The 25,021-nt window shown below is 72.0% G+C and carries 23 protein-coding genes; 18 read left to right on the top strand and 5 right to left on the bottom strand.

Annotation, left to right across the window (positions count from 1 at the left end; all coding sequences use genetic code 11):
- Window positions 1-2 precede the first annotated feature (2 nt).
- On the bottom strand, window positions 3-617 hold the full coding sequence (locus ACFXMG_RS23065) for a hypothetical protein (RefSeq protein WP_383815801.1): 615 nt from the start codon (window positions 615-617) through the stop codon (window positions 3-5).
- Between the two features lie 219 nt (window positions 618-836).
- Window positions 837-1,871: a LuxR C-terminal-related transcriptional regulator gene (locus ACFXMG_RS23060; RefSeq protein ID WP_383815803.1), complete on the bottom strand. Its 1,035-nt coding sequence runs from the start codon at window positions 1,869-1,871 to the stop codon at window positions 837-839.
- 165 nt (window positions 1,872-2,036) lie between these two features.
- Here ACFXMG_RS23060 and ACFXMG_RS23055 point away from each other — a divergent pair, with 165 nt between their 5' ends.
- The 15 genes from ACFXMG_RS23055 to ACFXMG_RS22985 all read left to right on the top strand — a co-directional run bounded on the left by ACFXMG_RS23055 (window position 2,037) and on the right by ACFXMG_RS22985 (window position 16,853).
- Entirely contained in the window at window positions 2,037-2,192 is a 156-nt protein-coding gene (locus ACFXMG_RS23055; RefSeq protein WP_383815805.1) for a hypothetical protein, read from the top strand.
- Between the two features lie 129 nt (window positions 2,193-2,321).
- A complete protein-coding gene (locus ACFXMG_RS23050) occupies window positions 2,322-2,510 on the top strand; it encodes a lysine biosynthesis protein LysW (protein ID WP_031012706.1) in 189 nt (62 codons plus the stop codon).
- Window positions 2,507-3,391: a RimK family alpha-L-glutamate ligase gene (locus ACFXMG_RS23045; RefSeq protein WP_383815808.1), complete on the top strand. Its 885-nt coding sequence runs from the start codon at window positions 2,507-2,509 to the stop codon at window positions 3,389-3,391. Before ACFXMG_RS23050 ends, ACFXMG_RS23045 begins: the two co-directional genes overlap by 4 nt.
- A 106-nt stretch (window positions 3,392-3,497) precedes the next feature.
- A complete protein-coding gene (locus ACFXMG_RS23040; protein ID WP_383815810.1) occupies window positions 3,498-4,163 on the top strand; it encodes a degT/DnrJ/EryC1/StrS aminotransferase in 666 nt (221 codons plus the stop codon).
- A complete protein-coding gene (locus tag ACFXMG_RS23035) occupies window positions 4,160-5,479 on the top strand; it encodes an aminotransferase class I/II-fold pyridoxal phosphate-dependent enzyme (protein ID WP_383815812.1) in 1,320 nt (439 codons plus the stop codon). The genes ACFXMG_RS23040 and ACFXMG_RS23035 overlap by 4 nt, the downstream gene beginning before the upstream one ends.
- Window positions 5,472-6,521 carry an N-acetyl-gamma-glutamyl-phosphate reductase gene (gene argC / locus ACFXMG_RS23030; protein WP_383815814.1) on the top strand — a complete coding sequence of 350 codons (1,050 nt, stop codon included), beginning with the start codon at window positions 5,472-5,474 and terminating at the stop codon, window positions 6,519-6,521. Before ACFXMG_RS23035 ends, argC begins: the two co-directional genes overlap by 8 nt.
- Window positions 6,518-8,377 (top strand): M20/M25/M40 family metallo-hydrolase, encoded by a 1,860-nt coding sequence (locus ACFXMG_RS23025; protein WP_383815816.1) that lies wholly within the window; start codon window positions 6,518-6,520, stop codon window positions 8,375-8,377. The genes argC and ACFXMG_RS23025 overlap by 4 nt, the downstream gene beginning before the upstream one ends.
- Window positions 8,374-9,372: a thiamine pyrophosphate-dependent enzyme gene (locus ACFXMG_RS23020; RefSeq protein WP_383815819.1), complete on the top strand. Its 999-nt coding sequence runs from the start codon at window positions 8,374-8,376 to the stop codon at window positions 9,370-9,372. Before ACFXMG_RS23025 ends, ACFXMG_RS23020 begins: the two co-directional genes overlap by 4 nt.
- Window positions 9,369-10,334, top strand: a complete 966-nt coding sequence (locus ACFXMG_RS23015) for a transketolase (RefSeq protein ID WP_383815821.1) — start codon at window positions 9,369-9,371, stop codon at window positions 10,332-10,334. The genes ACFXMG_RS23020 and ACFXMG_RS23015 overlap by 4 nt, the downstream gene beginning before the upstream one ends.
- 45 nt (window positions 10,335-10,379) lie before the next feature.
- Complete coding sequence (locus tag ACFXMG_RS23010; protein ID WP_383815823.1) at window positions 10,380-11,633, top strand: ATP-grasp domain-containing protein; 1,254 nt, start codon at window positions 10,380-10,382, stop codon at window positions 11,631-11,633.
- On the top strand, window positions 11,630-13,000 hold the full coding sequence (locus ACFXMG_RS23005; protein WP_383815826.1) for a hydrolase: 1,371 nt from the start codon (window positions 11,630-11,632) through the stop codon (window positions 12,998-13,000). The genes ACFXMG_RS23010 and ACFXMG_RS23005 overlap by 4 nt, the downstream gene beginning before the upstream one ends.
- Window positions 12,997-14,244, top strand: coding sequence for an MFS transporter (locus tag ACFXMG_RS23000; RefSeq protein ID WP_383815829.1), 1,248 nt, complete (start codon window positions 12,997-12,999; stop codon window positions 14,242-14,244). Before ACFXMG_RS23005 ends, ACFXMG_RS23000 begins: the two co-directional genes overlap by 4 nt.
- Window positions 14,245-14,287: 43 nt before the next feature.
- Entirely contained in the window at window positions 14,288-15,238 is a 951-nt protein-coding gene (locus ACFXMG_RS22995) for an NAD-dependent epimerase/dehydratase family protein (RefSeq protein WP_383815830.1), read from the top strand.
- Complete coding sequence (locus ACFXMG_RS22990) at window positions 15,238-15,591, top strand: putative quinol monooxygenase (RefSeq protein ID WP_383815833.1); 354 nt, start codon at window positions 15,238-15,240, stop codon at window positions 15,589-15,591. The genes ACFXMG_RS22995 and ACFXMG_RS22990 overlap by 1 nt, the downstream gene beginning before the upstream one ends.
- Window positions 15,588-16,853, top strand: a complete 1,266-nt coding sequence (locus tag ACFXMG_RS22985; RefSeq protein WP_383815836.1) for an ATP-grasp domain-containing protein — start codon at window positions 15,588-15,590, stop codon at window positions 16,851-16,853. Before ACFXMG_RS22990 ends, ACFXMG_RS22985 begins: the two co-directional genes overlap by 4 nt.
- A 557-nt stretch (window positions 16,854-17,410) precedes the next feature.
- Here the strand turns inward: ACFXMG_RS22985 and ACFXMG_RS22980 are convergent.
- Entirely contained in the window at window positions 17,411-19,321 is a 1,911-nt protein-coding gene (locus ACFXMG_RS22980) for an RICIN domain-containing protein (protein WP_384119782.1), read from the bottom strand.
- A gap of 67 nt (window positions 19,322-19,388) precedes the next feature.
- Window positions 19,389-20,141, bottom strand: coding sequence for a hypothetical protein (locus tag ACFXMG_RS22975; protein WP_383815841.1), 753 nt, complete (start codon window positions 20,139-20,141; stop codon window positions 19,389-19,391).
- Between the two features lie 406 nt (window positions 20,142-20,547).
- Here ACFXMG_RS22975 and ACFXMG_RS22970 point away from each other — a divergent pair, with 406 nt between their 5' ends.
- Window positions 20,548-21,747 (top strand): hypothetical protein, encoded by a 1,200-nt coding sequence (locus ACFXMG_RS22970; RefSeq protein ID WP_383815844.1) that lies wholly within the window; start codon window positions 20,548-20,550, stop codon window positions 21,745-21,747.
- Between the two features lie 41 nt (window positions 21,748-21,788).
- Window positions 21,789-22,358: a hypothetical protein gene (locus tag ACFXMG_RS22965; protein ID WP_383815847.1), complete on the top strand. Its 570-nt coding sequence runs from the start codon at window positions 21,789-21,791 to the stop codon at window positions 22,356-22,358.
- A gap of 115 nt (window positions 22,359-22,473) precedes the next feature.
- On the opposite strand, the gene ACFXMG_RS22960 is transcribed toward ACFXMG_RS22965, so the two are convergent.
- On the bottom strand, window positions 22,474-24,009 hold the full coding sequence (locus ACFXMG_RS22960; protein ID WP_383815850.1) for an RICIN domain-containing protein: 1,536 nt from the start codon (window positions 24,007-24,009) through the stop codon (window positions 22,474-22,476).
- A 439-nt stretch (window positions 24,010-24,448) separates the two neighbouring features.
- Between ACFXMG_RS22960 and ACFXMG_RS22955 the strand changes: the two genes are divergently transcribed.
- Complete coding sequence (locus ACFXMG_RS22955; protein WP_383815852.1) at window positions 24,449-25,009, top strand: GNAT family N-acetyltransferase; 561 nt, start codon at window positions 24,449-24,451, stop codon at window positions 25,007-25,009.
- Window positions 25,010-25,021 lie beyond the last annotated feature (12 nt).

Here is a 25,021-nt window from a genome sequence, read left to right as displayed (position 1 = left end):
CGTCAGCCCTTGCCCGCCGGCGGGTCGGTCGGAGCGCCGATGATGGGGGCGCAGGTGCGCGCCGCCCGCTGCGCACCGGCCGAGCTCTGGTTCCACTCCGGCGCACCGGAGTTGACTTCGTCGCCGTAGCCGTCGGGGCCCGGGTCGGGGAAGTCCTCGGCGCCGTTCTTCTGCATGCACGCGGCGTATTCGCGCTTGGTCTTGATCTGCTCGGGGGTGAGCTTGGGCCGGTTGGCCGCCTCGACGCTCTCGGGGACGGCGGGCTTCTTGGCGGAGCACTTCTTCGACGCGTCGATGAACTTCGGGTTCTTCTTGAGGGCGAGCCCCTGGCCGGAGAGGTCGACCTGTCCGGTCTCGTCCGGGTCGGGAACGTCGATGCCGTTGTCGCGCATGCACGTCACCCACTCGCGCTGGCCCTTCACGTACAGGGCCAGTTCGTCCTCACCGCCACCGCCACCGCCACCGCCGCTGCCGCCCCCGGTCGCCCCCGCCGAGGCGGACGTCTCGGCACCGCCGGCCGAGGGAACCTTCGCCCCGCCGTCGTCACCGCCGCAGCCGGTCAGCGCGAAGGCCAGGACCGACGCCGTAGCGGCCAGTAGTACCCGGTTCGTCCTCATCGGTTCTCCCGCTCCTCCTGTCGCACCTGGCCGCGGGCGCGGCAGGCAGGGCGACGGTAGGCCGGAGACCATGAAGAACCTTTGAAGAACCTGTCACGCGATCATGCGATCCCCTCGTCTCCGACGAGGACAGCCCAGCCGGACCGACCGGTGCCCCGGTCGGTCCGGCTCGACCGGGGCACCGGGCGGGTGGGTGCCGTCACGCCCCGTCCGCGTCCGTCACGCCCCCTCCGCCGTCCTCGTCCGGGCCGCGTCCGGGTCCAGGAGGCCCGCTCGGGCGGTGAGGTAGGCGAGTTGGGCTCGGCTGTTGCTGCCCAGGAGGTCCGACGCTTTTTTGATGTGTGCGGCTACCGTGCGGGAGCTCATGCCGAGGCGGCTGGCGATGGCCGCGTCCGTGTAGCCGTCGACCATCAGGCGCAGGATGTTGAGGCGCGTGGCCTCGGTGAGGAGTTCCGGGCGCTGGTAGTCCGAGCGGTACGTGACGGGCTCGGCGCGCTCCCACGCGTGGTCTAAAACGGACGCCAGGTAGCGCACGACCGCGGCGTCGCGGATCATGACGGCGGACGTGTGGCGGGCGCCGTGGCTGTCGGGGATGAAGGCCAGCGAGCGGTCGTAGATGATCAGCCGCTCGAAGACCTCGTCGATCGTGCGCACCTCGACCCCCGCCTTGGTGACGCGCTTGATGTAGTCGAGCGTCGGGCCGTGGGCCCGCACCGTGTGCTGGTACAGCGTGCGCTGGTCCACCCCGCGGTCGCGGGCCTCCAGGGCGCGCGGCAGCGCCTCCTCCAGGATCTCCGCGGGGCGCCCGCCGCCGGGCTGGGCGGTCAGCACCTCCCGGCGGCACGACTGCGCGGCCTCCTCCAGCGCGGCGCTGATGACGGTGGGGCCGTTCAGCCGCTGGATGGCGACGGAGGTGTCCCGGCGGGTGCTGCGGTAGACGCTCTCCACCTGCGCCATCACGGTCCGCATGGAGTTCAGCGCCTGCTGCTGCTCCGTGATGGCCCGCTCCACCGGGTGGGCCAGGGCCGCCGTCGCGACCTCGGGAGGGACCGGTACGAGCGTGTCGGCGGCGTCCGACGCGGGCATCATCAGCCCCAGCGCCGTCAGACACGCGGGCGCCTCCCCCTGGGCCGAGCCGGCCGCGAGCGCCGCTTCGTAGAACGCCAGACCCTCCGGGCAGACACCGGTGCGGAGCGGCGCGGTCGACGCCTCCCCCTGGCCAGGTTTGTCCGAGTTATCGGGTATGGAGCACATTGCTTCTCCCCCCTTCATGTTTCTGCAATGCCTGATCCTGATGCCTGTGATCCCTTCACGCAACCTCCACCCCGGGGCATGCTCTTCCTATCGAAACCAGCAAGCCGCTGGGGATTCGGAACACCGGGGGGATCAGAAGTGAAGACCAATGTTATTCCGAACGCCGTGAGGGCTCTCGCCGTCGTCGCCCTCACCGCGGTCGCGATGGCCGGGATCTCCGTCGCCGAGGGGGGCGCGGACCTTTCCGCCGCGGCCGGCGACCAGGTCAAGGTCAAGGTGCTCACCGGCGCCGACGTCCAGGAGGACCAGGGCTGGGGCTGACCGCCCCCGGCCCTCCGCGGCACCGGTCCTGCCGCACGCCGCCCCGCCGGGATCCCGGCGGGCGCGCTCTCACCGATCGGCAATTCACCGGCGGAACCGCCATGCCGATTTTCACAAGGAGATTCCATTATGACCACCGCTATTGCGGCGCCCAAGTGCCTCGTATGTGACACAGAATTCGAGGTGCAGGCCGACTGGGAAAAGGGCGAGATCACCGAATGCACCGCCTGCGGGCAGGAGCACGAGGTCCTGGAGAAGACCGGTGACCTCGTCCGCCTGGACCTCGCGCCGGAGGTCGAGGAGGACTGGGGCGAGTGAGCCAGGACGCAGAGGTCCTCGTCTCGGCGACCATGCTGAGGCCGGACGAGAAGCTCCTTCTCCAGGCACTGCGGGCCAAGGGACTGAAGGCGGCTCCGCTGCTCCGGGAAGACCTCGCGGGGGTGGTGGCGGGCGGTACGCGCCCGCCCGGCCTCGCCCTCATCAGGAACCTCTCCCACCAGGACGCCATCAGCGTCTCCCGCCGGCTCGAACACCGCGGCGTCGCCACGCTCAACCGCGCCGCCACCATCGAGACCTGCAACGACAAGGGCCTCCAGGCCCTCACCTTCGCCCGGCACGGCATCCCGCACCCGTTCACCCTGCACGCCTTCAGCTACGACCAGGTCCGCGAGACCGTCGCGCGGATGGGGCTGCCTACGGTCGTCAAGCCCGTCAGCGGCTCGTGGGGCCGGGGCGTGACGCGGATGGTCAACCCCGAGTGCGTCGACGCCTGGGTCGGCGGCCGTGAGTCCACGGACGCGGCCGGCAAGCTCTTCCCGGTCGTCGTGCAGCAGTACATCGACAAGCCGGGCCACGATCTGCGCGTGGTCGTCGTCGGCCGCACCCCGATCGTCGCGATCCAGCGGGTCTCGCCCGATTTCCGTACCAACACCCACCTCGGCGCGGAGGTCCGCCGCACCGAGATCACCCCGGAGATCGAGAAGCTCTGCGCCCAGGTCGTCGACGCCCTCGGCGACGGGTTCTACGGGGTCGACCTCGTCGAGGACCGCGCCACCGGCGAACTGCTGGTGCTCGAAGTCAACGCCAACCCCGAGTTCGCCCGCTCCTCCGCCCAGCACGGCGTCGACGTGGCCGGTCACCTCGCCACGTACGTCACGGAGCTGCTCGGGCACACCGCCGTCACGCCGACCGCCGCGTAAGCCCCGTACCGCCGCGTATGTGACACACCGCCGCACCGCCGCGCGTGTGACGCCCCGTCATGCCCGCGGCGCCCCGTCACGCGAGACGGAGACACCGGAGAAGACCATGGAACTGTTCGACACCGCGACCGTGCTCACCCGCGTCCTCACCTCGGGCGTCGTCATGAGCATCGAGAAGAGCGACCGGGAGCTGCCCGGCCTGGAGCGGCTCCTCACCAAGCGCACCGGCCGCGCCAGGGCGGCCCTCTTCAACAGCCGGACCGGTGCCCTGCACGGCGCCCTCGCCGGCCAGGGCCTCGGCCACGGCGACACCGTGACCGTGCCCCACACCGACCGCGAGTCCCTCGCGTTCCTCGCCTGGCTCGGCCTCACCACCGAGCCGGCCGAGCCCACCGAGCCCACCGCACCCACCGAGCCGGGCGGCCCCGCCGCGTACGACTACCTGGAGCTCACCCCGGAGAACGCCGACCGGCTGCCCGAGCTCGCCGCCGAGGCCACCGCCCCCGTCCTGGTGGTGGACCTCACCGGCCTCGGCTTCGGCCCGGCCGCCGCCGTCCTCACCGACTCCGCCGACGTCTGGGCGCGCGCCGAGCGCCTGAAGATCTTCGGCGCCTACGACCTGCGGACCATGTGGACCCAGGAGGAGGCCGACGCGGACCTCGTGCCCGGCGTCCAGTTCAACTACCGGCTCAGCCCGCTCGTGGCCGCCTGCGCCCGGATGGCCCTCACCCACGCGGTCCGGCCGGCCGCCCCTCTCGGAGCACACTCGTGATCACTGACTTCCCGGCAGCGCCGCTGCCCCTCCCGTCCGAGGCCGAGCTCGACACCGAGCTCGCCGCGCTGGGCGGCGACGCCCTCATCCCCAAGGCCCTGCGCCGCACCCTCTTCCCGGTCATCACCAAGGAAGACGTGTTCAACCTGATGCTGGCCCAGCGTCAGGACCCGCGGAAGGTCGTCGCCGACTTCGCCGAGGCGTACCGCGACTACGTCGGCGCCCGGTACGCGCTGCCGACCGCGAGCGGCACCTCCAGCCTGCACATGGCGCTCGTCGGCGCCGGCGTGCGCCCCGGCGACGAGGTCATCGTCCCGGCGTTCACCTTCATCGCCACCGCCCAGGCGGTCGTCGCCGCGCACGCCGTCCCCGTCTTCGTGGACATCGACCCGGTCACGTACTGCATGGACCCGGAGGCAGCCGCCGCGGCGATCACCGACCGCACCCGCGCCCTCATGCCGGTCCACGTCCACGGCCTCCCGGCCGACGTGCCCGCCCTGCGGGCGCTCGCGGACCGGCACGGCATCGCCCTCGTCGAGGACGCCTCGCACGCCCACTCGGCGAAGATCGGCGACCAGGTCGCCGGCTCCTTCGGCGACGCCGCGGGCCAGAGCCTGATGGCCGACAAGAACTTCCCGCTCGGCGGCGAGGGCGGCATCGCCTTCTTCGCCACCGAGGAGGCGTACGACCGCGCCGCCGCCTACCTGGAGCGGCACGGCATCGACTACGGCATGTCGTGGGTCGCCGCCGCGTTCGGCAGCAGCCAGCTCAAGCGGCTCCCGTACTACGACGAGATCCGCGCCCGCAACGCCGCCCTCCTCGGCGAAGCCCTCGACGGCACCGGCCTGTTCACCCCGCCGCACGTCCCGGACGGCCACACCCACGCGTACAACATGTACCGGGTCACGCTGCACCCCGAGGCCGTCGGCCTCGACGACCTGCCCGTGCACGCCGTCAAGGAGGCCGTCCACGAGCTGCTCGTCGCCGAGGGCGTGCCCGCCCGCGAGTGGCAGAACACCCCCATCCCCTGCCACCTGCCGTTCCGGCACCGCGACGGCTTCGGCAACGGCTACCCGTTCACGCTCAACCCGGGCGCCGTGCGCGACCACCGCCCGGAGGACTTCCCGGTGACCCTCGGCATGCTCGACAGCACCCTGGTGCTCTGCCGCGAGCTGCGCTCCCCCGTCGAGTACGAGCGCGCCCTGCGGTACGCCGACGCCTTCCGCAAGGTGGCCCGGCGCCCCGACGCCGTCCGCAAGCTCGTCGAGGCCGGCGACTACCGCCGTCCGTACGAGAAGGCGGCCCGCCTTGGCTGACAACGACCACAAGGTACGCGTCGCCGTCATCGGCGCCAGCGGCTACACCGGCGGCGAGGTCATCCGGCTGCTCCTGGAGCACCCCGGCGTCGAACTCGCCTTCCTCTCCGCCGAGCGCAACGCGGGCGCCACCGTCGGCTCCGTCCACCCCTGGCTGCGCAACCACCCGGCCGCGGCCGGCCTCAAGTTCCGGCCGCTGGCCGAACTGGAGGAGGTGGACATCGCGTTCGGCTGCCTCCCCACCGGAGCGCTGCCCGAGCGGCTGCCGCTCATCGCCGACCGCGCCAAGCGGGTCCTCAACCTCGGCGGCGACTTCCGGCTGCGCGACCAGGCCGAGGTGGAGTCGTACTACCCGAAGACGGCGAAGAACCCGCCGTTCGAGGACTTCGCCTACTACGTACCGGAGTTGAGCACCTCCGTCCCGGAGAGCCGGTTCATCAGCCTGCCCGGCTGCATGGCCGTCACCACCATCTACGCGCTCTATCCGCTCTTCGCCGCCTCCCTGATCGACCACCGGGTCGTCGTCGACGCCAAGACCGGCTCCACCGGCGGCGGACGCGCCAGCGGCGAGCCGCCGGCCGAGCGCAGCGGCAACTTCCGGGTGCACAAGCTGTACGGCCACCGGCACGCGCCGGAGATCAGCCAGGCCATCGCCGAGTTCACCGGCGCCGCCATGGACCTGCGGTTCTCCACCCACAGCCTCGACGTGGCGCGCGGCATCATGGTCACCGCCTACACCGACCTGCTGCCCGGAGTCTCGCCGCTCGACGTCAAGCGGGCCTACGCCAAGGCGTACGTCGGCAAGCCGTTCGTGCGGGTCAGGACCGCGCCGAAGGCGCCGCAGGACTTCCCGATGCTGAAGGCCGTCGTCGGCTCCAACGTCGCCGAGGTCGCCATCGCCGTCCGCGACGGGCAGTGCGTCGCCGTCGCCGCGCTCGACAACCTCGTCAAGGGCGCCGCCGGGCAGGCCATCCAGGCCATGAACCTGATCTGCGGCTTCGACGAGACCGCGGGCCTGCCCACCACGGCGGTGTCGCCGTGACCAGGCCGCTGTACGTGATCAAGGCGGGCAGCGCCACCCTCGACCTCGGCACCGTGTACCAGGAGCTCGCGCTCCTGGTGGCCCGCGGCGCCCGGGTGCTCCTGGTGGCCGGCGGAGCGACCGGCATCGAGCGGCACTACCGGTCCGCCGGCCGCCCGATGCCCCGGCTCCGCCTCGCCAACGGGGACGCCGTCCGCTACTGCCCGCCGGAGGAGATGCGGCACCTGGTCGACGCGTACGAGCAGGTCACCCTGCCCGCCGTCGAGGAGGGCCTGGCCGCCCACGGCCTGCGGGTCTTCACCTCGGTCGCGGCGCGCAACCGGCTCGTCTCCGGCCGCGCCAACCGGCCGCTGAAGGCGGTCAACGACGACGGCCGCGCGGTCGTCGTCCGCGACCACCGGGCCGGCGTCCCCTCGGACGTCGACACCGCCCGGCTGACCGCGCTGCTCGACGCGTACGACGTCGTCTGCGTCTCCCCGCCGGTGCACGACGAGGCCGGCGGCGCCCCGCTGAACGTCGACGCCGACGTGCTCGCCGCCGCGCTCAGCAACGCGCTCGACGCCGACCACCTGCGGCTCGTCACCGGCAGCGCCGGACTCCTCACCGACCCCGAGGACCCCGCCTCCACCCTGCCCAACGCCTACCCGGGCGACGGCGCGCGGTACGCGGGCGGCCGGATGCGGCAGAAGGTACGGGCCGCCGAGATGGCCCTCGCCGGCAGCGCCGACGTCGCCATCACCGGCCCGCACACCATGGCCGAACCGGAGAAGTGGACCCGCTTCTGGCGCACCCGCGAGCCCGGCGCCGACCTCGGGCTGCTCACCAAGGTCGTCTCCGTGCCCTCGGTCTCCGGCGACGAGGCCGAACTCGCCGTCTACCTGGCCGACTGGTGCCGCGAGCGGGGCATCGACGCGGAGATCGACGCCGCCGGCAACCTCGTGGCGACCCGCGGCCACGGCCCCCGCAGGATGCTGCTCCTCGGCCACCTCGACACCGTGCCGCACCGCTGGCCCGCCGAATGGCGCGGCGAGGAGCTGTGGGGCCGGGGCAGTGTGGACGCCAAGGGCAGCCTCGCCAACTTCCTGGAGGTGCTCGCCCACGCGGACATCCCCGAGGACGGCCAGCTGCGCGTCGTCGGCGCGGTCGAGGAGGAGGTGTCCTCCTCCAAGGGCGCCTTCCACGCCCGCGACCACTACCCCGCCGACGCCGTCGTCATCGGCGAGCCCAGCGGCGCGGAGACCCTGACGCTCGGCTACTTCGGCCTGTTCAAGCTGCGCGTCACCGCGTCGGTGGCCAGCGGCCACTCGGCCGGCATGGACGCCGTCTCCGCGCCCGACCTGCTGACGGACGTCCTCGACACGCTGCGTACGGCGGTCCTCAAGGAGGCGTCCGACGCGCTCAGCGCCGTCATCGACATCCGGTGCGAGACCGGCCGCGCCCGGCACCGGGCCGTCGGCATCCTCAACTTCCGGATCCCGCCCTCGGCCGACCTGGAGCTCCTGCGCGCCGCCGCGCTCGGCGCCGCCGCCGGCCGGGACGGTGTGGAGGTCGAGATCCTGCGGGCCACCCCCGGCCACGCGGGCGGCCGGTCCGGCGCCCTCGTCAAGGCGTTCACCCGCGCCTTCGCGCAGGCCGGCATCCGGCCCCGGTTCGTGGTCAAGAAGGGCACCTCCGACATGAACACCCTGGCCACGACCTGGAAGGACGTCCCCATGGTGGCGTACGGCCCCGGCGACGCGGCCCTCGACCACACCGACGAGGAGCGCATCGGCAGCATGGCCTACCGGACCGCCCGCTCGGTCCTCGCGGACGCCGTGAACCGCTGGTTCGCCCTCGGCGAGGGGAGCGCCCGATGACCGCCGTGCACGAGGCGCCTGCGCTTGGTAGCGCGTACGCCGAGGGGGCCCCGGTCGTCGCGGGCGCGTCCGCCGACGCCGCCTCGGCCCCCGGTGGCGTGTACGCCGACGACGCCTCGGCCCCCGGTGGCGCGTACGCCGACGCAGCTTCGGTCTCCGGTGGCGCGTACGCCGACGCAGCTTCGGTCTCCGGTGGCGCGTACGCCGACGACGTCACGGTCGCCCTGCTCGCCGAGCGGGCCAGGGAGGCACGGCGGCTCGTCGTCGACATGGCCGCGGGCCCGCGCGGCTGCCACCTCGGCGGCAGCCTGTCCGTCCTGGACATCCTGATCGCCGCCCTGCACCGCGCCGGGCGCGGCGACGGCACCGAAGTGGTGCTCAGCAAGGGGCACGCCGCCGCCGGACTGTACGCCGCGCTGCACGTCAGCGGGATCCTGCCGGAGAACCCGGCGCCGCTCTACGGCCTCGCGGGGCACCCGTACACCGGGCACCCCGGACCGAAGGTCCCCGGCGTCCGCTTCCCCACCGGCAGCCTCGGCCACGGCGTGCCGTACGCGGCCGGCTGGGCCCTGGCCCGCAGGCTCGGCGGCCAGGGCGGTCTCGGGATCGCGGTCGCCGGCGACGGCGAGCTCCAGGAGGGCCTGGTCTGGGAGACCGTCCAGGTCGCCGCCGCCCAGCGGCTCGGCAACTTCGTCCTCGTCGTGGACCGCAACGGCGGCCAGAACGACGGGCTCGTCGCGGACATCTCCCCGCTGCCCCGGCTGACCGAGCGCTTCGACGCCTTCGGCTTCGACACGGTCACCGTCGACGGGCACGACCTCGCCGCCCTGACCGAGGTGTTCGCCGCCGACCGGACCGGCGCCGACCGGCCGCTCGCCGTGCTCGCCGACACCGTCAAGGGCAAGGGCGTCCGCGCCGTCGAGGGCAAGGCGGCCTCGCACTACGTGACGATCGACGCGGCCCGCGCCGCGCAGTGGAAGCGAGCCATCCGATGACCCCGACGCTCGCGCCCCCGGCCGCCGCCCCCGTGCTCAGCGGACGGGACGCGTACCGCGCCGAACTCACCGAGCTCGCCGCGCTCGACCCCCGTATCGTCTGCCTCGAAGCGGACCTCGGCGGCAAGAAGCACCCCTTCCAACTGGACCACCCGGACCGCTTCTTCAACCTCGGCATCGCCGAGGGCGCCATGATCGACATGGCGACCGGGCTCGCCGCCGCCGGCTACCGCCCCTTCGTCTCCACCTTCGCGCCCTTCGCCGCGCTGCGCGCCGCCGAGAGCCTCAAGCTGACGCTGGGCTACCTGAAGGCGGGCGTCACCGTCGTCGCGCCGTACGCCGGGGTGTCCGGCGCCTGGTTCGGCACCACCCACCACTGCCTGGAGGACCTCGCGGTCCTGCGCTCCATCCCGGGTGTCGCTATCGCCGCCCCGTACGGCGAGGCCGAGACCCGCGCGGTGGTCCGCGAGGCGGCCCTCACCGGCACGCCCACCTACATCCGGACGGGCCGCAACGCCGCCTACACCTCCCTCCAGGGAGGCGAGGCGGGCGGCGGCATCCCGCCCGTCGTGTGGGACGCCCGGGGCGACGCCGACACGCCCTGCCTCGTCTCCGTCGGGGAGGAGGGCACCCGCCTCGCGCTGGAGGCGCGCGAGCGGCGTCCCGAGCTCGCCCACGCCCACCTGGTCCACCTCGACCACGCGCGACTCGCCCGCTCCGCCGCCGAACTGGCGGGCCGGCACCGCCGGTTCGTGGTCGTAGAGGAGCACCGCGCCGAGGGCGGCGCCGCCGAGGCCCTGGCCCTGCTGCTGCCCGGCAGCGAGGTCACCGGCGTCAACGCGGGCCACGCCTGGCCCTACGAGGGCGGCGACCACCACGAGGTCCTGGCCCGGCTCGGCCTCGACGTCGACGCCGTCCTCGCAGCGGCCGCAGCCGCAGCCGCACCCGCAGTCTCCGTCTAGCCCCGCCCCGCCGCCCACCACCCCACGTCCGCAAGGAGTTCCGCCATGCACGTCCTGATGATCGAGTGCAACCCGAACGGCATCCAGGGCATCGCCAACGCCCTGGAGCTGGGCCACGACGTCACGCTCGTCTCCGCCGACCCCGACTTCTACCTGGCCGCCTCGCCGCTCGCGAAGGACGCCTTCGCCCACCCCCGCTGCCAGGTCGTGAAGAGCGCCCAGGCGTTCTCCATCGACGAGCTGGAGCGGCTCGCCAAGGAGATCCACGCGGCCAACCCGGTGCACGGCGTCACCACCTACAGCGAGTACCACACGGTGCACACGGCGACCGTCGCCCGCTCCCTCGGCCTTCCCGGCATGAGCGTCGACGGCGCCCTCAACGCCCGCCACAAGCACCGCACCCGCCTCACCCTCGACGGCACCGGCGTCCGCCAGCCGCGCTTCGCGCACGTCGACGACCCGGCGAACGTCGAGGCGGCCGTCCGCGAGGTCGGCTTCCCGTGCGTGGTCAAGCCGTCCGACGGCACCGCCAGCCTCCACGTCCTCCACCTCAAGGACGAGCGGGACCTGCGCGACTACCTCGCCGAGCTGGAGCGGGTCACCGACTACGGGCGCGGCGTCGTCCGCATCCCCGACATCCTCATCGAGGAGTTCGTCGAGGGCGAGCTGATCTCCGTGGAGTCCTGCGTGCTGGCCGGCGGCGAGGTCGTCAACCTCGGCCTCACCGACCGCCCGCTGAGCGGCTTTCCGCACTTCATCGAGATGGGCGCCACCTACTTCGAGGGCCACCCGCTCCAGGACGAGCTGTTCGCCATGACGACCAAGGTCCTGAACGAGCTGGGCGTGGACTTCGGCTTCATCCACACCGAGTTCCTCCTCGGCGCGGACGGCCCGGTGCTCTGCGAGGTCAACGGGCGGCTGATCGGCGGCATCGTCCCGACCCTGATGAAGATCTCCTCCGGCGTGGACGCCTACCTGGAGGTCATCCGGCAGGCCCTCGGCGAGCGCCCCGAGCTCCCCTTCCCCGGCGGCACCACGGCCGGCGGCCACTGGTTCGGCGCCCCCGTCGCCGGCACCGTCGAGTCCATCGGCTTCGACGGCCTGGCCGGCCTGCCCGGCTTCCACAGCGCCCAGGCGTACAAGAAGCCCGGCACCGCCGTCGACCGGCTCGCCAAGAGCAACTTCGACTGGATCGGCCACCTGATCTTCACCGGCGAGGGCCGCGAGCAGGTCAACGAGCGCTGCGAGGAGGCCCTGGGCCGGATCGAGCTGCGCATGGACGTCGAGGTCGCCCGGTGAGCCCGGCTCCGATCCGGCAGGAGGCGGGGACCCTCACCGTCCAGGGGGTCGCGATCCCCCTCCTCGACGACGAGGCGCTGTACGACGTGACGGCCGAGGACGGCGTCTTCACCGCCTTCACCCCGGCCGGCCGCCGCACCGGCTCGGAGCCCGAGCTGTGGCCCGGCTACACCGAGACCCACGCCCATGTCTCGCTCCCCGCCAACTGGGACGACTCGGTGGACGACCCGCGGATCGTCGCCCTCCAGTACCTCTACCACGGGGTCACGCACGTCGTGGACATGTTCGGCTTCCCGCTGGTGGACGACGCCTGGCGGGCCGGCGCGGAGGCGTCCCCGTGGCCGTACCCCGAGGTCGTCCACTGCGGGTACGCGGTGACGGCGATGACCGACGCGGCCGGGCGCAACGGACACGGCGTGGAGTTCCCCGCGCCGGTCCACATGCTGGCCGTGGAGGCCGACCTGGAGCACGCGCTCCGGTCCAACGCCGAGCGCGGCGGCACCTTCCTGAAGGTCATGTTCACCGACGGCACCGAGCAGCCGGGCAGCCCGGTCCGCTTCTCCCGGTTCTCCGAGCGGGTGCTGCGGTTCACCGCCCGGATCGCCGCCGAGCGCGGGGTGACCGCGGTCGTCGACTGCAACACCCTGGAGGAGACGCGCTTCGCGTACGAGTGCGGCTTCCGGCTCTTCGCCCACACCGTGCGCGACCGCACCCTCGGCGACGCCGACTGGAAGGGCCTGGAAGGCGCCCGGTTCGTCTCCACGCTCGCCGGACTCCGGTCGATGATCATGACGCGGGAGGAGTTCCTCGCCGAGTACGGCCGGGAGGGCTTCCTCGACACCCAGGACCCCCACAACCTGGAGTTCGTCCACACCGTCGAGCAGCCCTTCGGCATCGAGTACGGCTGCCAGGAGACCCGTACCGCCGCCCTCGCCGACATGCGGCGCAACGCCCTGGCGGCGCTGCGGCGCGGCGAGCTCCTCATCGGCACCGACTCCGGCAACCTCGGCGCGTACCACGGCTACTCGTTCCTGAGCGAACTCGCCCTGCTGGCGGGGGACGACGCCGGTCTCGCCGGGAACGGCGAGGGGCTCACCGGGAATGGCGCCGGCCTCACTGAGGAGCTGCGCCGGCAGGCGACCCTCACCGGCCGCCGCCACTTCGACGAGCTGAGCGGCGTACGCGCTCCGCGCCCGCCGCTGCGGACCGGCGCCGCCGCCACGTTCAACCTCCACACCCCCGGCGGCCCGCTGTCGGCGCTGCCCCTGGCCACCGTCGTGCACGGCGTGCCCATCGACCGGGCGGCCGTCGCCCGCGCCATCTCCGAGCTCCGCTCGACCTCTTCGAAAGGAAAGGTAAGCCTGTGACCAGCGAGCGCAGAAGCGCCCTCTTCGGGCTCAACGCGGGGATCTTCCTCGCCCACATCGGGAACTTCATCTGGTTCCCCATCCTGGTGGCCTCGCTCGGCGACAGCGACAGCGGCTTCTGGGCCGGCGTGGTCATGTGTATGACGTACGTCGGACGCCTGGCCGCGACCTTCTCCTACGAGGGCTTCTCGGACCGGCTCGGCATCCGCGGCGCGGTGTTCGTCGGCACCGGCCTGGAGGCGGTCTCGCTGGGCCTGATGGGCTTCACCAGCGGCGTCGCCGTCTACAGCCTGCTGGCGCTGTTCATCGGCTTCGGCTCCGGCACGGCCTTCCCCGGCCTGAAGAACATCCTCGTGTCCTACCCGGAGGACGAGCGCGCCAAGGCCTTCTCCACCTTCCAGATGTCGGCGCAGGTCGGCCTGTTCGGCGGCGCGCTCGCCGGCGGTCTGCTCCTCGGCATGGACCTGCGCGTCGTGTTCACCGCGGTCTTCGTGCTCTTCCTCGGCTTCTGCCTGTCGGCCTCCCTCTTCATCCCCCGCGACGGCTTCCAGGCCGACGGCACCGCCGCCCCGCGCAAGGAGGCCGGTGCCGAGCGCGCGCCGCTGTTCAGCCTGGCCGGGCTCAAGTCCGTCGAGGTCGGCGGCGCCACCCGCTACTTCCTGCTGTCGGCGGTGTTCTGGTTCCTCTCGCTGTGCTTCGTCGTCGGCATCCCGCTGCACATGGGCAAGTACGTGCCCCAGTGGGCGCCCTCCGCCCCGTTCTGGATCACCGGCCTCAGCCTGCTCGTCCTCCAGTACCCGGTCTTCAAGCTGGCGATCAAGCACCTGCGCCCGGGCGTGGTCATGGGCATCGGCCTAACCGCCATGGCCGTCGCCTTCACCCTCTTCGGCTCCGGCCCCGCCGCCCTGTGGGCCATCGTCGCCGGCTGCTTCGTCGTCGTCTTCGGCGAGATCCTCTTCGTCCCGTCCTTCGACATGTGGGCCGCCCGCAAGGTGCCCGAGCAGCAACTCGCCCGCGCCATGGGCGCCATGCACTTCTTCCGCAGCGCCGGGAACATGGCCGGCGCGCTGCTCGCGGGCGTCATGTTCGACGTCTCGGTCTCGGCGGACCTGCCGGGCGCGAACTGGTACGTCGCCGCGGCGGTGGCCGCGCTCTGCGCGGTGATCTGCTTCGCCAGCCGCGACGAGGACCCCAAGGAAGGCAAGAACGCCGAGTCCTCGCCGGCCGAGTCGGTCTCGGCGTAACCCCTCCGGACGGACGAGAAGGACGAGAGAGAAGGACAGAGCGATGGCTGAGATCTGCGTCATCGGAGGCACCCGCTTCTTCGGGAAGCTCCTGGTGCGGCGGCTGCTGGACGAGGGCCACCGGGTCACGCTGGTCACCCGAGGCCGTACGGCCGACCCGTTCGGCCCGGCCGTACGGCGGCTGACCGCCGACGTCGGCCGGCCGGGCGAGCTGGCCGCCGCCGTGGCCGGCGAGCGGTTCGACGCCGTGGTCCACCAGGCGTGCTACACCCCGTCCGCCGCGCTGGACGCCTGTACGGCCTTCGGCGAGCGCGCGGGCCGCTTCGTGCTCACCAGCAGCATGGAGGTGTACAACGCCGACACCTTCCGCCACCGGATCCCGGCGCCGCCCATGAGCGCCTTCGCCCGCGAGGACGAGCTCCGGCCGGAGGAGTACGCGTACGACACCGAACTCCCGTGGCACGACCTGGACTTCGTGGGCCGCAACTACGGCGAGGGCAAGCGGCAGGCCGAGGCGGCCCTGGTGCGGAACGCGCGGGTGCCCGTCACGGTCGCCCGGGTCGCCCATGTCCTGGCCGCCACCGACGACTTCACCGGGCGGCTGCGCTTCCACCTCGACCGCGCCCGCGCGGGGGAGCCGGTCACGGCCCACGCCCGCCCGGGCCGTACGTCCCTGGTGCACGCCCCGGACGTCGCCGCGTTCCTCGCCCGCGCCGCGACCACCGACCTCCCCGGCGTTTTCAACGTCGCCTCCCCCGACCCGGCGGACGTCTACGCCGTGTGCGCCGCCGTCGAGTCGGCGACCGGAAAGGCGACCACGGTCGTGGAGAAGGAGGACCCGGCCGGCGACCCGGCGCTCTCCCCGTACTCCTGCCCGTCCGACTTCGGCATGGACGCGACCCGGGCCCTCGCGCACGACATCGCCCTGCCCCCGGTCACCCACTGGCTCCCGGAGATCGCCCGCATCGCGGCGGCGGAGGAGGAGGCGGCCTGATGTTCGACCTGATCGTCATCGTCCGCGTACCCGACCCGGCCGACGCAGGGCCCGTGGCCGACGCGCTCCGCCGGATGCGCCCGCTCTGCCTCGCCGAGGACGGCTGCGTCGCCTGGGAGGCGTACCGCTCGGACGCGGACCCGCTCCGCTTCGTCCTCGTCGAACGCTGGGCGAGCCGCGCCCACTGGGAGGCGCACGGCGAGGGAGCGGCCATCCAGGAGATCTACGTCCCCGAGATCCTCCCGCGCGTAGAGCGCGAGGTCCACCCGAGCACCCCCCTGCGCAACACCCCCCTGCGCAACACCCCCTCCGCCACCACCGCAACCCCCACCACGGAAAGAGCACCGCGATGAACACACGGCCCCGTATCGCCGTCGTCGGAGGCCGTCCCGCCCCCGTCCACGGAGCCAGGGAACTCGGCATCGACGTCACGCTGGTCCACACCGAGGGCCAGTTCGACCGGGCCGAGGCGGAACCGCACGTCGTACGCATCCTGACCTGCGACATCACGGACACGGGCGCGCTCCTGGAGCTGCTGCGGCCGCTGCACGAGGCGGAGCCGTTCGACCGGATCCTCACCACCACGGAGCTGTCGGCGGTGCCGGTCGGCGAGGTCAACGAGAAGCTCGGCCTGCCCGGCACCCCGCCGGAGGTGTCCCGGATCATCCAGGACAAGGCCCTCACCCGGCAGGCGCTGGACCGGCACGGGCTGAGCCCGGTGCGCCACCGCCGGGTCCACACCGCGGCCGAGGCCGTCGCGTTCCTGGAGGAGGTCGGCGACCGGGTCGTGCTGAAGCCCGGCCAGGGCGCGGGCAGCCTGCACATCCACATGGTCGACGACGCGGAGCACGCGGCCCGCGCGTTCCGGGAGATCGAGGACTTCGGCTACGGCGGCGTGCTGGCCGAGGAGTACCTCCAGGGCCCGGTCGTCAGCGTCGAGGCGTTCTCCCACGAGGGCCGCCACGTGGTGCTGGGCGTCAGCGAGTACCGGGTGAACGAGCACTTCGTCGAGTGGGAGTGCAGCGTCCCCAGCGACGCGGCGCGGCCGTACCTGGCGGAGCTCCACGAGCTCACCGCCGGCGTGCTGGACGCCGTCGGCCTCACCGACGGCCCCTCGCACAGCGAGTTCGTCCTCACCCCGGCCGGCCCCCGCCTCCTGGAGACCCACAACCGCCTGTCGGGCGCCGGCATCCCCGAGATGGTCCACCGCGCCACCGGCTGGGACCCGGCCCGCCTCTTCATGACGATCCCGCTGGGCATCGACCACCTGCCCGAGGCGCCGCCCGAGCCGAAGCAAGGCGCGGCGATCCGCTTCCTGGACGGCCCCCCCGGCCGCATCACAGCGATCACCGGCACCGACACTCTCCCCGTCCCCATCCGCCAAGTCCCCCCAGGCGAACGAGCCCCCCACATGATCCCCTACCTCAAGGACTTCAAGAACGCCCCCGCCGGCGCCGTCCTGAGCAAGCACCCAGGCGACGAGATCTCCGCCATGGACTCCCTCCTCACCTCAGACCGAGGCTACGTCTTCGCCACCGCCCCCACCCGCGAGCAAGCAGCCCACTACTGCGAAACCCTGGCCAACACGATCGTCTTCCACACCGAACCGTCCTAGAAAACAACGAAGGCCCAGGTCACTGACCTGGGCCTTAGCAGAAGAGCGGATGACGGGAATCGAACCCGCGCTATAAGCTTGGGAATCACCCGGCACTTACACCCACGCATACCCTCTGACCTGCGAAAACCTGGCCCCAGGCTTCAGTTGGAGAGGTCTGGGTGAACCCCCTGGTGCCCGCTGTTGACCGGCCCTACTGGCACGTTGTGGCACGCGGCCTGGATGGGGTGCCGGATGTACGGCTGAGCGCGCCGACGATTCTGCGGGCGCCGGAGCCGCGGCGGACTGCGCTGCTGGCGGCGGTGGTGAGGCAGCTGGAGGCGCAGGCCGTCGACGACGCGCTGGACGTGTTCGCGGTGCTGATGGCGAACCGGTTGATTAGCCCGGCCCGGCGGGCGTCGGACCGGGAGCGCCTGGTGATGCTGTCGCAGCTGGAGCTCACCCATGCCCGTCGTGCCGTACCGGGGGACGCCAGGATCCCCGCCCCCGCCGGCGCGGTGGTCGGGTCGAAGGGCCGACCACCGCGCGCACGAGGTGCCCCGGGCGGGTCTGCGGGGTCAGCGGGTCCTGAAGCGGCGGAAGAGGTTGCGGGCCACGTACACCCCGGGGCCGCCGAAGCCGACGATGTCGAGGCGGCCGTCGCCGGTGACGTCCGCGAGGAAGCGGGGGTGCCGGTCCACCCGCCAGGCGCCGGCCTCCTCGTCGTATCCGAACCCCCGGCAGACGAGTTGGGCCCGCTCGAACCGGCTGCCGTCGAGCCGGTGCGAGACCCAGACCCCCTCGTCGCCGAACCCGACGATGTCGAGCCGGCCGTCACCGGTGACGTCGGTCAGGAATCGGAGGTGCTTGGTACCCGTCCACCCCTGCGCGGACCCGAAGTCGTTCAGGACGAGCTTCGCGGGTTCGAAGGTGCCGTCCCCGCGCCGGTGGGAAACGACAACGCCCTGCGGCCCGAACCCGACGATGTCCACCGCCGCGCCGGACTCGCCGGCGACCGCGAACCGCGGGTGCTCCGTGACCGAGGCCCAGCCATGGTCGACGCCGAACTCGTCGAGGACGTACAGCGGGTCGTCGAAGGTGCCGTCCTCGGCCTGCCGGGAGATCCAGACCCCGTCGTCGTGGCAGCCGACGAGGTCGAGGCGGCCGTCGCCGGTGGTGTCGACAAGGAACCGGGGGTGCCGGTCGGCGAGCCAGCCGCCCGCTTTCTCCCCGCTGCCGAAGGCCCGCAGCGCAGGTTCCTCGGGAAGCGGGGTGAAGGTGCCGTCCTCGGCCTGGAGCGAGATGTGGACGCCGTCGTCGTGGCAGCCGACGATGTCGAGGCGGCCGTCGCCGGTGGTGTCGACAAGGAACCGGGGGTGCCGGTCGGCGAGCCAGGTGCCCGCCTGTGCGCCGTGGCCGAACGACTTGAGGGCCGGCGCGGCCGCCGGGGCGAAGGTCTCGTCCTCGTTCTGACGGGAGACCCGCACTCCGTCCGCGGCCAGCACGACCAAGTCGGGCCTGCCGTCGCCGGTGAGGTCCGCGAGGGTCCACAGGTCGGCGGGGGCTGCGGTGGGCGCGGACGGGTGCAGGAGGCGTTCCTCGTCCTCGAAGGTTCCGTCGCCCCTGCAGGCCGAGGTCACGACCCCCTTCGCGGGTTTCAGCGCCACGATGTCGTGCCGTTTCGTCCCGCCGGCGTCGGCGAGGATGCGCGCCCCCGGGCCGGCCCATCGGTTCACGGAACCAGGCACAGGCCCGAAGACGGGGGCTGCCCCCTCGTCCTTCCATCCGCCGGCGGAGCTGTCGGCGCCGAACCGTCCGAGGACCATCAGCACGTTGCTGAAAGAGGGGGTCGCGGCGGGCGAGGGGCGCAGCGCGGTCGAAGGGGTCAGCCGCCAGGACGTGCGGCCGTTCCAGTGCCTCAGCGGCGTCCAGCGCAGGACGACGTCGCTGTCGCGTTCGGGTGCGGCCGGTACGAGTCGCCATCGCTGGCCGGGCACGTTGGGGTCGTGCTCGCGCAGTACGACCGGGGTGGCGTCTGGGCCCCGGTCGCCGAGGTCGAGGACGGTGCCGTCGACCACGCTCTCGATGAAGTACCGGCCCGGTTCCCCGTCGACAGGGACCACGTGCCACTGCTGGCTCTTCTTGCCGTCGGCGGGGTCCGCCCGGCACACCCCGCGGTCCGCGGCGGCCGGGTTGTCGAGGACCTTGCGCTCGGCCGCGTCGTGGATCACGTAGGTGTGATCCTCCTCTTCGTGGCCCCCCGGAGCGGTCGGTACGGGCACCAGCCGCCAGCGCTGTGCAGGCGGACCGCCGACGGGGTAGTCCCGGACCACGAGCGGGTCGTCCTTGGCCGGTGCCGCCTTGGCCGGCGCGCCCTTGGCCGGGGTCTTGGCGGCGGGCGCCTCGGGCGGTGCGGCCCTGGCCCCGAGGGTCCTCCCCGTCGTGGCGTCGATGATCTCCAGCTTCAGTTCTTCCGTGGGCACGGGCATTGTGGCGCCTCTTCCGGACGGTGTGGTCGTGGGCTAGGGAGGGGGATGGGGCGGGTCCGATCGGCGGTCACGTGAAGACGTGGTGGTAGGGGACGTTCCATTCGCTGGGCAGCCGCGGGTAGAAGGTGTTGATGACGGTGCCGGTGAAGTCCCCGCCCCAGTTGTGGGTCACGCGCACCTCGGCGTTGGCCGTCACGGCGTGGTCCTTGAACCCGAGGATGGTCTCGGGGTGGGTGATCGGCACGAAGGTGATCCCGCCCCAGGGAGTCACCGTGACCACCCAGAGCTGGGTGTCCTCGGGAGCGCCGTTGCGACCCTGCCACTTCTCGCCGACCTGGTCGGGGAGTCCGACCTGGACGGTGTCCATCGAGCTCTTCGGGGCGTCCTGGTGGACGCTGATACGCCGGCGGCGCGGCTTGGGCAGGCCGTCGTCGCCCCGGCCGCCGTCGACCGGTCCGTTGCCGCCCGCACCGTTCGCCCCGGTGCCGGCCTGTGCGGGGAGCTTGGGGGTCACCTGGCCGGCGGCGCTTTCCAGGAAGTACAGCGCCCGCTGGCCGAAGAAGCCCCCGGGGGTGATGTACCAGAGGTGGCCCTGCTGTTCCTTGACGGTCTCGTCGAGGGCGGTGGCCAGCTGGACGCCCTTGTCGTGGCTTTCTTCCTTCAACTCGACCGGTCGCAGATAGCCGCCGTTGAAGGCGTGCACGAGCATGACCGGACGGTTTTCGAGCAGGGCGGCGACAATGGCGTTGTCGTAACTGTTCACCGCCACTGGTCCGCCGACGACCAGGTTGGACATCGACGTGCGTTCCTGGGTGTACATCGCGGAAACCTCACCTGTTCCGAGCGGGAAAGACATGTGGGGATTGATCGCCTATTGGTCTACCACGGGGAATTGTGACCGGCGAATCTGAGGCTGCTCGAAATGGGATCGAAAAGAGAAAAATCGCCGGAGGTTGATATCGCGACATTCGGCGAATGTCCGGATCCCATTCCCGGCGGGAAGGATGGCGCGATCTGCTCGAATGGAAGAGTTTCGCTGGATCACGATTTCGATTCCCGTGATTTAAAGGACAATGGCCCATTCTTGACCATTGGAATCGGTGACGCTGCGCCCCGGACGTATTCTCGGGCAGTGTGAAGGCTGCCAACTTCGATTGTCGGAGCGTGCCCACCCCTTCTCTGTCCTTCCGTGGCGCACGTCCGACCGGATGGGTCGAGGACGAGGAATGTCTTCCCACGCGTACAACCTGGAACGGGCCAAGCGGCGGCCACTGACGAAGAAGAACCTGCGGGAGCTCGACATCGAGCAGAGCTGGAAGTCGGTCCTGGACCATCCCAACCTGGTCTGGGTCGACGAGCGCGGAGTCGCGCACCGGCCTGTCGGGTTCTCCGTGAACAAGTCGAGCTTCGGCACCTTCGACGCCGAGCCGGCCCACAAGCTGGGCTGGCTCGCGTACATGAACCTCGGGGAGCCACTGATCGAGGAGCGGGGTGACGTGATCCAGCCTCCGCCCGACATGTTCTCCTCGCGCAGCTACGTCAACCGCAGTTCGTCGGAGACGATGGAGTTCACCGACTCGGTCCAGTTCACGGTGTCGAACGCGATCACCTGGTCGCTCCAGGGCGAGGCCCAGCTCTCCTTCGGGGGGAACGTCGGCGCGGAGCTGCAGCTCCAGCTGCAGAACGAGCTCCAACTGGCGCTGGGCACGGAGTTGGGCGCCCAACTGGGCGCCCAGGTCGGAGCCCAGGTCGGCGGGCAGTTGGGCATCCAGGTCCAAAACGACTTGGAGAACAAGAACACGGTCACCGTGACCAATGAGAACAGTAAGGATGACGTCGGGGTCGACGTTGCCAACGCCACCGAGACGGGCGTGAAGAACTCGATGGCCAACTCGGCCTCGGGCAACGCCTCGGGCACGGCCGGCGCCTCGGCCGGCACGTCGATCGCGACCACGGTCACCGGCTCCACGGCCTTCACCGTCCAGGGCACCGCCACAGGGAACGCCGAGCTCAACGCCCAGCTCGTGCAGGGCGTCACGGCCTCCGTCGGCGGCACCCTGACCACCGGCTGGACCTCGGAGTCGCAGATCTCCGGGAAGGTCCCGCCGGAATCCCGGGTGGCGACCATGGCCACCCAGCGGCGCACCCGCAAGCAGTTCTCCTACGAGATCCCGGTGACGTTCTCCGGGCTGTTCGCGGTCCAGTACGCCGTGCCCGTCGCGGTGCTGTCGCCCCCACAGGCCACCACCCACCCCGGGCTCTCCCGGCTGGTCGCCCGCCCGATCGGGGACATCGACCTGGCGGGCGGCAACGGTTTCCGGATGCGGGGCTGGGCCGAGGTCGTCTCCGCCCTGGAAGTCGACCACACGATGTTCGACGGCGAGAGCCTCACCGGCAGCCGGCGCGCGCTGCACAAGAAGCCGTGACCGGGCGGCCCACCGCCCCGGGACGACCAGGAGGAACGACCATGGTGTTCGACAACATCTTCGGCGCCGCAGGCAAGGGCGCAGGGCTCTTCTCGGTTACCACCGAGGGCACGAAACCACGCCCCGGACGGGACATCGACTTCGAGGACTGCGACGAGACCACCTACGACGACACGACCACGAGCCTGTTCACCAGTGCGATCCACGGGGCCGACTCCCGGGCGAAGACCGTACGGGAGGACTCGCCGGAGTCCCGGGTCATCCTGGGCTTCCTCGGCTCCTTCGTCCGGGCCGCCCAGGCCTCGGGCGAGGCCCAGGCCCGTTACGCGGCCGACCCCGGCTCGGTGTCCTCGGCAGCGGCCGCCGGCATGCGGGAGTCGGGCCCGACGGTCACCCAACACGACGGGCTCCAGCGGGACGAGGACCTCGCGGACCGACCGCGCAAGGCCGATTTCACCAAGCCCCCCGAGGCCCAGGCCCCGAAGACCCCGCAGACCCCGCAGGCCCAGGCGCCCGAGCCGCCCAAGCCCGCCAAGCCAGCCACGCCGACGGCCGACACCCCGCCCACACCGACCGCCGACACCCCGCCCACGACCAAACCCAAGAAGTAACCCCGCGCGGTACGACGCCGAACGGCGGACCACAGACCCGTGCGACGGGGGCGGGGGCTGGGGCGCGAGCAAATCGCTCCAGCCCCCGCCCCCGTCTGCGGGTCCCCGCGTCACCTCACGCCCGCAGCAGCCGCCACTGCCGCCGCCGGTGGTCGCCCTCCGCACCACGCTGCCTGACCACGGCGCGCGCGTCGCCGTCCACGCGCAGCAGCAGCCCGCTGGCATGGTTCGCGATCTCGTAGCCCCCAGGACCGCTGCCAGCCGGGCCCTCGCCCACCGGGATCAGCCGCCACCGCTGGTGCGCCGCCTCGCCCGCGTCGAGGGCGCGCTGGACGAGCGGGGCCCCGTCGCAGGCGTGGCCGTCGAAAACCTCCAGCACCTTGCCGCTGTGCACGTTCTCGATCGTGTACAGCACCGCGCCGTCCTGGTGACCCACCACGAGCAGCCGCCACCGCTGGTGGGCCCGGGGAACGGGCAGCGACTGGTGGATCTCGGCCCCGTCCTTCGTGGACTCCCGCAGTACGCCCATCCGCAGGCCGCTGCGGGCATTGGCCCAGGAGACCACCTCGCCCGAATTGGGCAGCCCCGCCATCCTCGGGGAGGCCACCTTCCGGATCCGGTTGTTGGTGTGGTCGGCGATGTAGAGGGCATCGACACAGTCCACGGCCAGCCCCACCGGGTTGTTCAGCAGGGCCTCGGCCGCCGTCCCGCCGTCCCCCTCGAAACCTCCGCTGCCAGTGCCCGCGACGGTCTCGATCAGGCCGTCCGCCGTGACCCTGCGGACCCGGTGGCCCTTGTGATCGGCGATGTACAGGGCGCCCGTACCGTCCACCACCAACCCCATGGGTTGGTTCAGCTGGGCCTCGACAGCCGGCTTCCCGTCGCCGCCGGAGCCCGCCTTGCCGTTGCCGGCGACCGTGGTGATCACGCCATCCGCCGTCACCTTGCGGACCCGGTGATTCTCGGAATCGGCGATGTAGAGCGACCCGTCACGGTCCAGCGCCACCGCCGACGGCCGGTTCAACTGCACCGAGGTCGCGGGCACGCCCTCCTTCTGGGACGCCGCGGCCGCACCGCCCGCGAAGGTGCTGATCACCCCGTCTGCGCCGACCTTCCGGATCCGGTTGTTGAGGAAATCAGCGATGTAGAGGACCCCCGCCGCGTCCACAGCCACATCATGGGGCCGCTGCAACCGGGCGGTGCCGGCGGGCCGGCCGTCGCCGAAGAACGCCGCGGCGCCGTCGCCGGCGACGATGCTGATCCGGCCATCAGGGGTGATCTTCCGGATCCGGTGGTTCTCGGTGTCGGCGACATACACGGCGCCCGCTGCGTCCACCGCCACGCCACGTGGACCGTACAACTGGGTTTCGAGGGCCGTTCCGGCACCCCCGGCCCGGTTGCCCGCGACACCGGTTCCCGCCACCGCACTGATCCGGCCGTCCGTCGTGATCTTCCGGATCCGGTGGTTGCCGAGATCCGAGAAGTAGACGGTGCCGGTGGCATCCACCGCGATCCCGAACGGCCGGTTCAACTGGGCTTTGACGGCCGCCTCGTTGTCGCCCTTGGGCCCCGCCTCCTTGGTTCCGGCGACCGTGCCGATGGGCGGGGCCGAGTCCTCACCGTCGGTGCCCGCCGTGCGCGCAGTACTCATCGTCGTCCCTTGCCGTGCACCAACCGCCATGACCAGCAGTTGTCGGATGACTTCAGAAAGTCACAGGCGAAGCGGATCCGGCAAGTCCGCCCCCCGGCCTGACGCGCCCGGCGCGACCTCGGAAGCCGAAACCGGCCGGTCCGAAAACGATCCAGCGCCGGCCGCCCTCCGGCCACAGCCCCGCTCCCGTGCGACACCTACCGATTCGCAGTCTGATCAAAGGGTGTTGGCTCTGGCGCCCCGACCAGCACTGTCCGGCCGGGGCCGATCGCTGCGCCGGTCCGCCGTACCTCCGGCCCGTACCGACGACACCGAGCGCCCCGATCGGCGGCGACAGACGTCCACGACCGCTTCGTCTCGCTGATTGCTGCCGCGCGGACCTGCGGCGTATTGGTTGCTCAGCAGGCAGCACATCCCTCTCCGTCCGATACTCGATTGTGTGGACGGATCACCAGCGGTCAGGTCGATGCGGCTCGTGCCAGGCGAACCGATCGTGTTCCGATCGTTCGTCGAGGGGGACTCCGTTGCGCGATTGACGAGGCTCCTTCACCGCGCCTATGCCGGCCATGCAGCCGAAGGGCGAGTCTTCTTCGCCTCGTATCAGTCGGTGGAGGACACGGCCTGCAGGGTGGGCAAGGGGGAATGCTGGGTAGCCCTGCAAGCAGGTGAGCTTGTGGGCACGGTGACGGTGGCGGCACCGCACGCGGTCCCCGAGGGGTATCCGGCCCCGGCGGGTGCCGGGTCGTTCTGGCAGCTGGCGGTGGACCCGACGCTCCGGGGGACGGGGCTCGGGCAGGCGTTGCTGGGCTTGGCGGAGGACCGTATCGCCTCGCTCAGGTCGGCACAGGTGGTCATCGATACGTCGGCCGAGGCGGTCGATCTGGTCGGGTGGTACCGCAGGCGTGGGTACGTGCCGGTTGGGTCCTGGCGGTGGGGCGTGACGAATTACGAGAGCGTCGTTCTGGTGAAGGGTTTGGCGCCTGGTGGGCAGGGGCGGTGACCGGATTGCCGG

Source organism: Streptomyces sp. NPDC059201 (assembly GCF_042754585.1).
GTDB lineage: Bacteria > Actinomycetota > Actinomycetes > Streptomycetales > Streptomycetaceae > Streptomyces.
The sequence above is the reverse complement of the archived record's forward strand: the minus strand, read 5'-3'. Positions and strand labels throughout refer to the sequence as shown.

Coding starts and splice junctions, on each gene's coding strand:
- ACFXMG_RS23065 (WP_383815801.1), bottom strand. CDS start 617: ATGAGGACGAACCGGGTACTACTGGCCGCTACGGCGTCGGTCCTGGCC.
- ACFXMG_RS23060 (WP_383815803.1), bottom strand. CDS start 1,871: ATGTGCTCCATACCCGATAACTCGGACAAACCTGGCCAGGGGGAGGCG.
- ACFXMG_RS23050 (WP_031012706.1), top strand. CDS start 2,322: ATGACCACCGCTATTGCGGCGCCCAAGTGCCTCGTATGTGACACAGAA.
- ACFXMG_RS23040 (WP_383815810.1), top strand. CDS start 3,498: ATGGAACTGTTCGACACCGCGACCGTGCTCACCCGCGTCCTCACCTCG.
- ACFXMG_RS23020 (WP_383815819.1), top strand. CDS start 8,374: ATGACCGCCGTGCACGAGGCGCCTGCGCTTGGTAGCGCGTACGCCGAG.
- ACFXMG_RS23015 (WP_383815821.1), top strand. CDS start 9,369: ATGACCCCGACGCTCGCGCCCCCGGCCGCCGCCCCCGTGCTCAGCGGA.
- ACFXMG_RS23010 (WP_383815823.1), top strand. CDS start 10,380: ATGCACGTCCTGATGATCGAGTGCAACCCGAACGGCATCCAGGGCATC.
- ACFXMG_RS22995 (WP_383815830.1), top strand. CDS start 14,288: ATGGCTGAGATCTGCGTCATCGGAGGCACCCGCTTCTTCGGGAAGCTC.
- ACFXMG_RS22990 (WP_383815833.1), top strand. CDS start 15,238: ATGTTCGACCTGATCGTCATCGTCCGCGTACCCGACCCGGCCGACGCA.
- ACFXMG_RS22985 (WP_383815836.1), top strand. CDS start 15,588: ATGAACACACGGCCCCGTATCGCCGTCGTCGGAGGCCGTCCCGCCCCC.
- ACFXMG_RS22980 (WP_384119782.1), bottom strand. CDS start 19,321: ATGCCCGTGCCCACGGAAGAACTGAAGCTGGAGATCATCGACGCCACG.
- ACFXMG_RS22975 (WP_383815841.1), bottom strand. CDS start 20,141: ATGTACACCCAGGAACGCACGTCGATGTCCAACCTGGTCGTCGGCGGA.
- ACFXMG_RS22970 (WP_383815844.1), top strand. CDS start 20,548: ATGTCTTCCCACGCGTACAACCTGGAACGGGCCAAGCGGCGGCCACTG.
- ACFXMG_RS22965 (WP_383815847.1), top strand. CDS start 21,789: ATGGTGTTCGACAACATCTTCGGCGCCGCAGGCAAGGGCGCAGGGCTC.
- ACFXMG_RS22960 (WP_383815850.1), bottom strand. CDS start 24,009: ATGAGTACTGCGCGCACGGCGGGCACCGACGGTGAGGACTCGGCCCCG.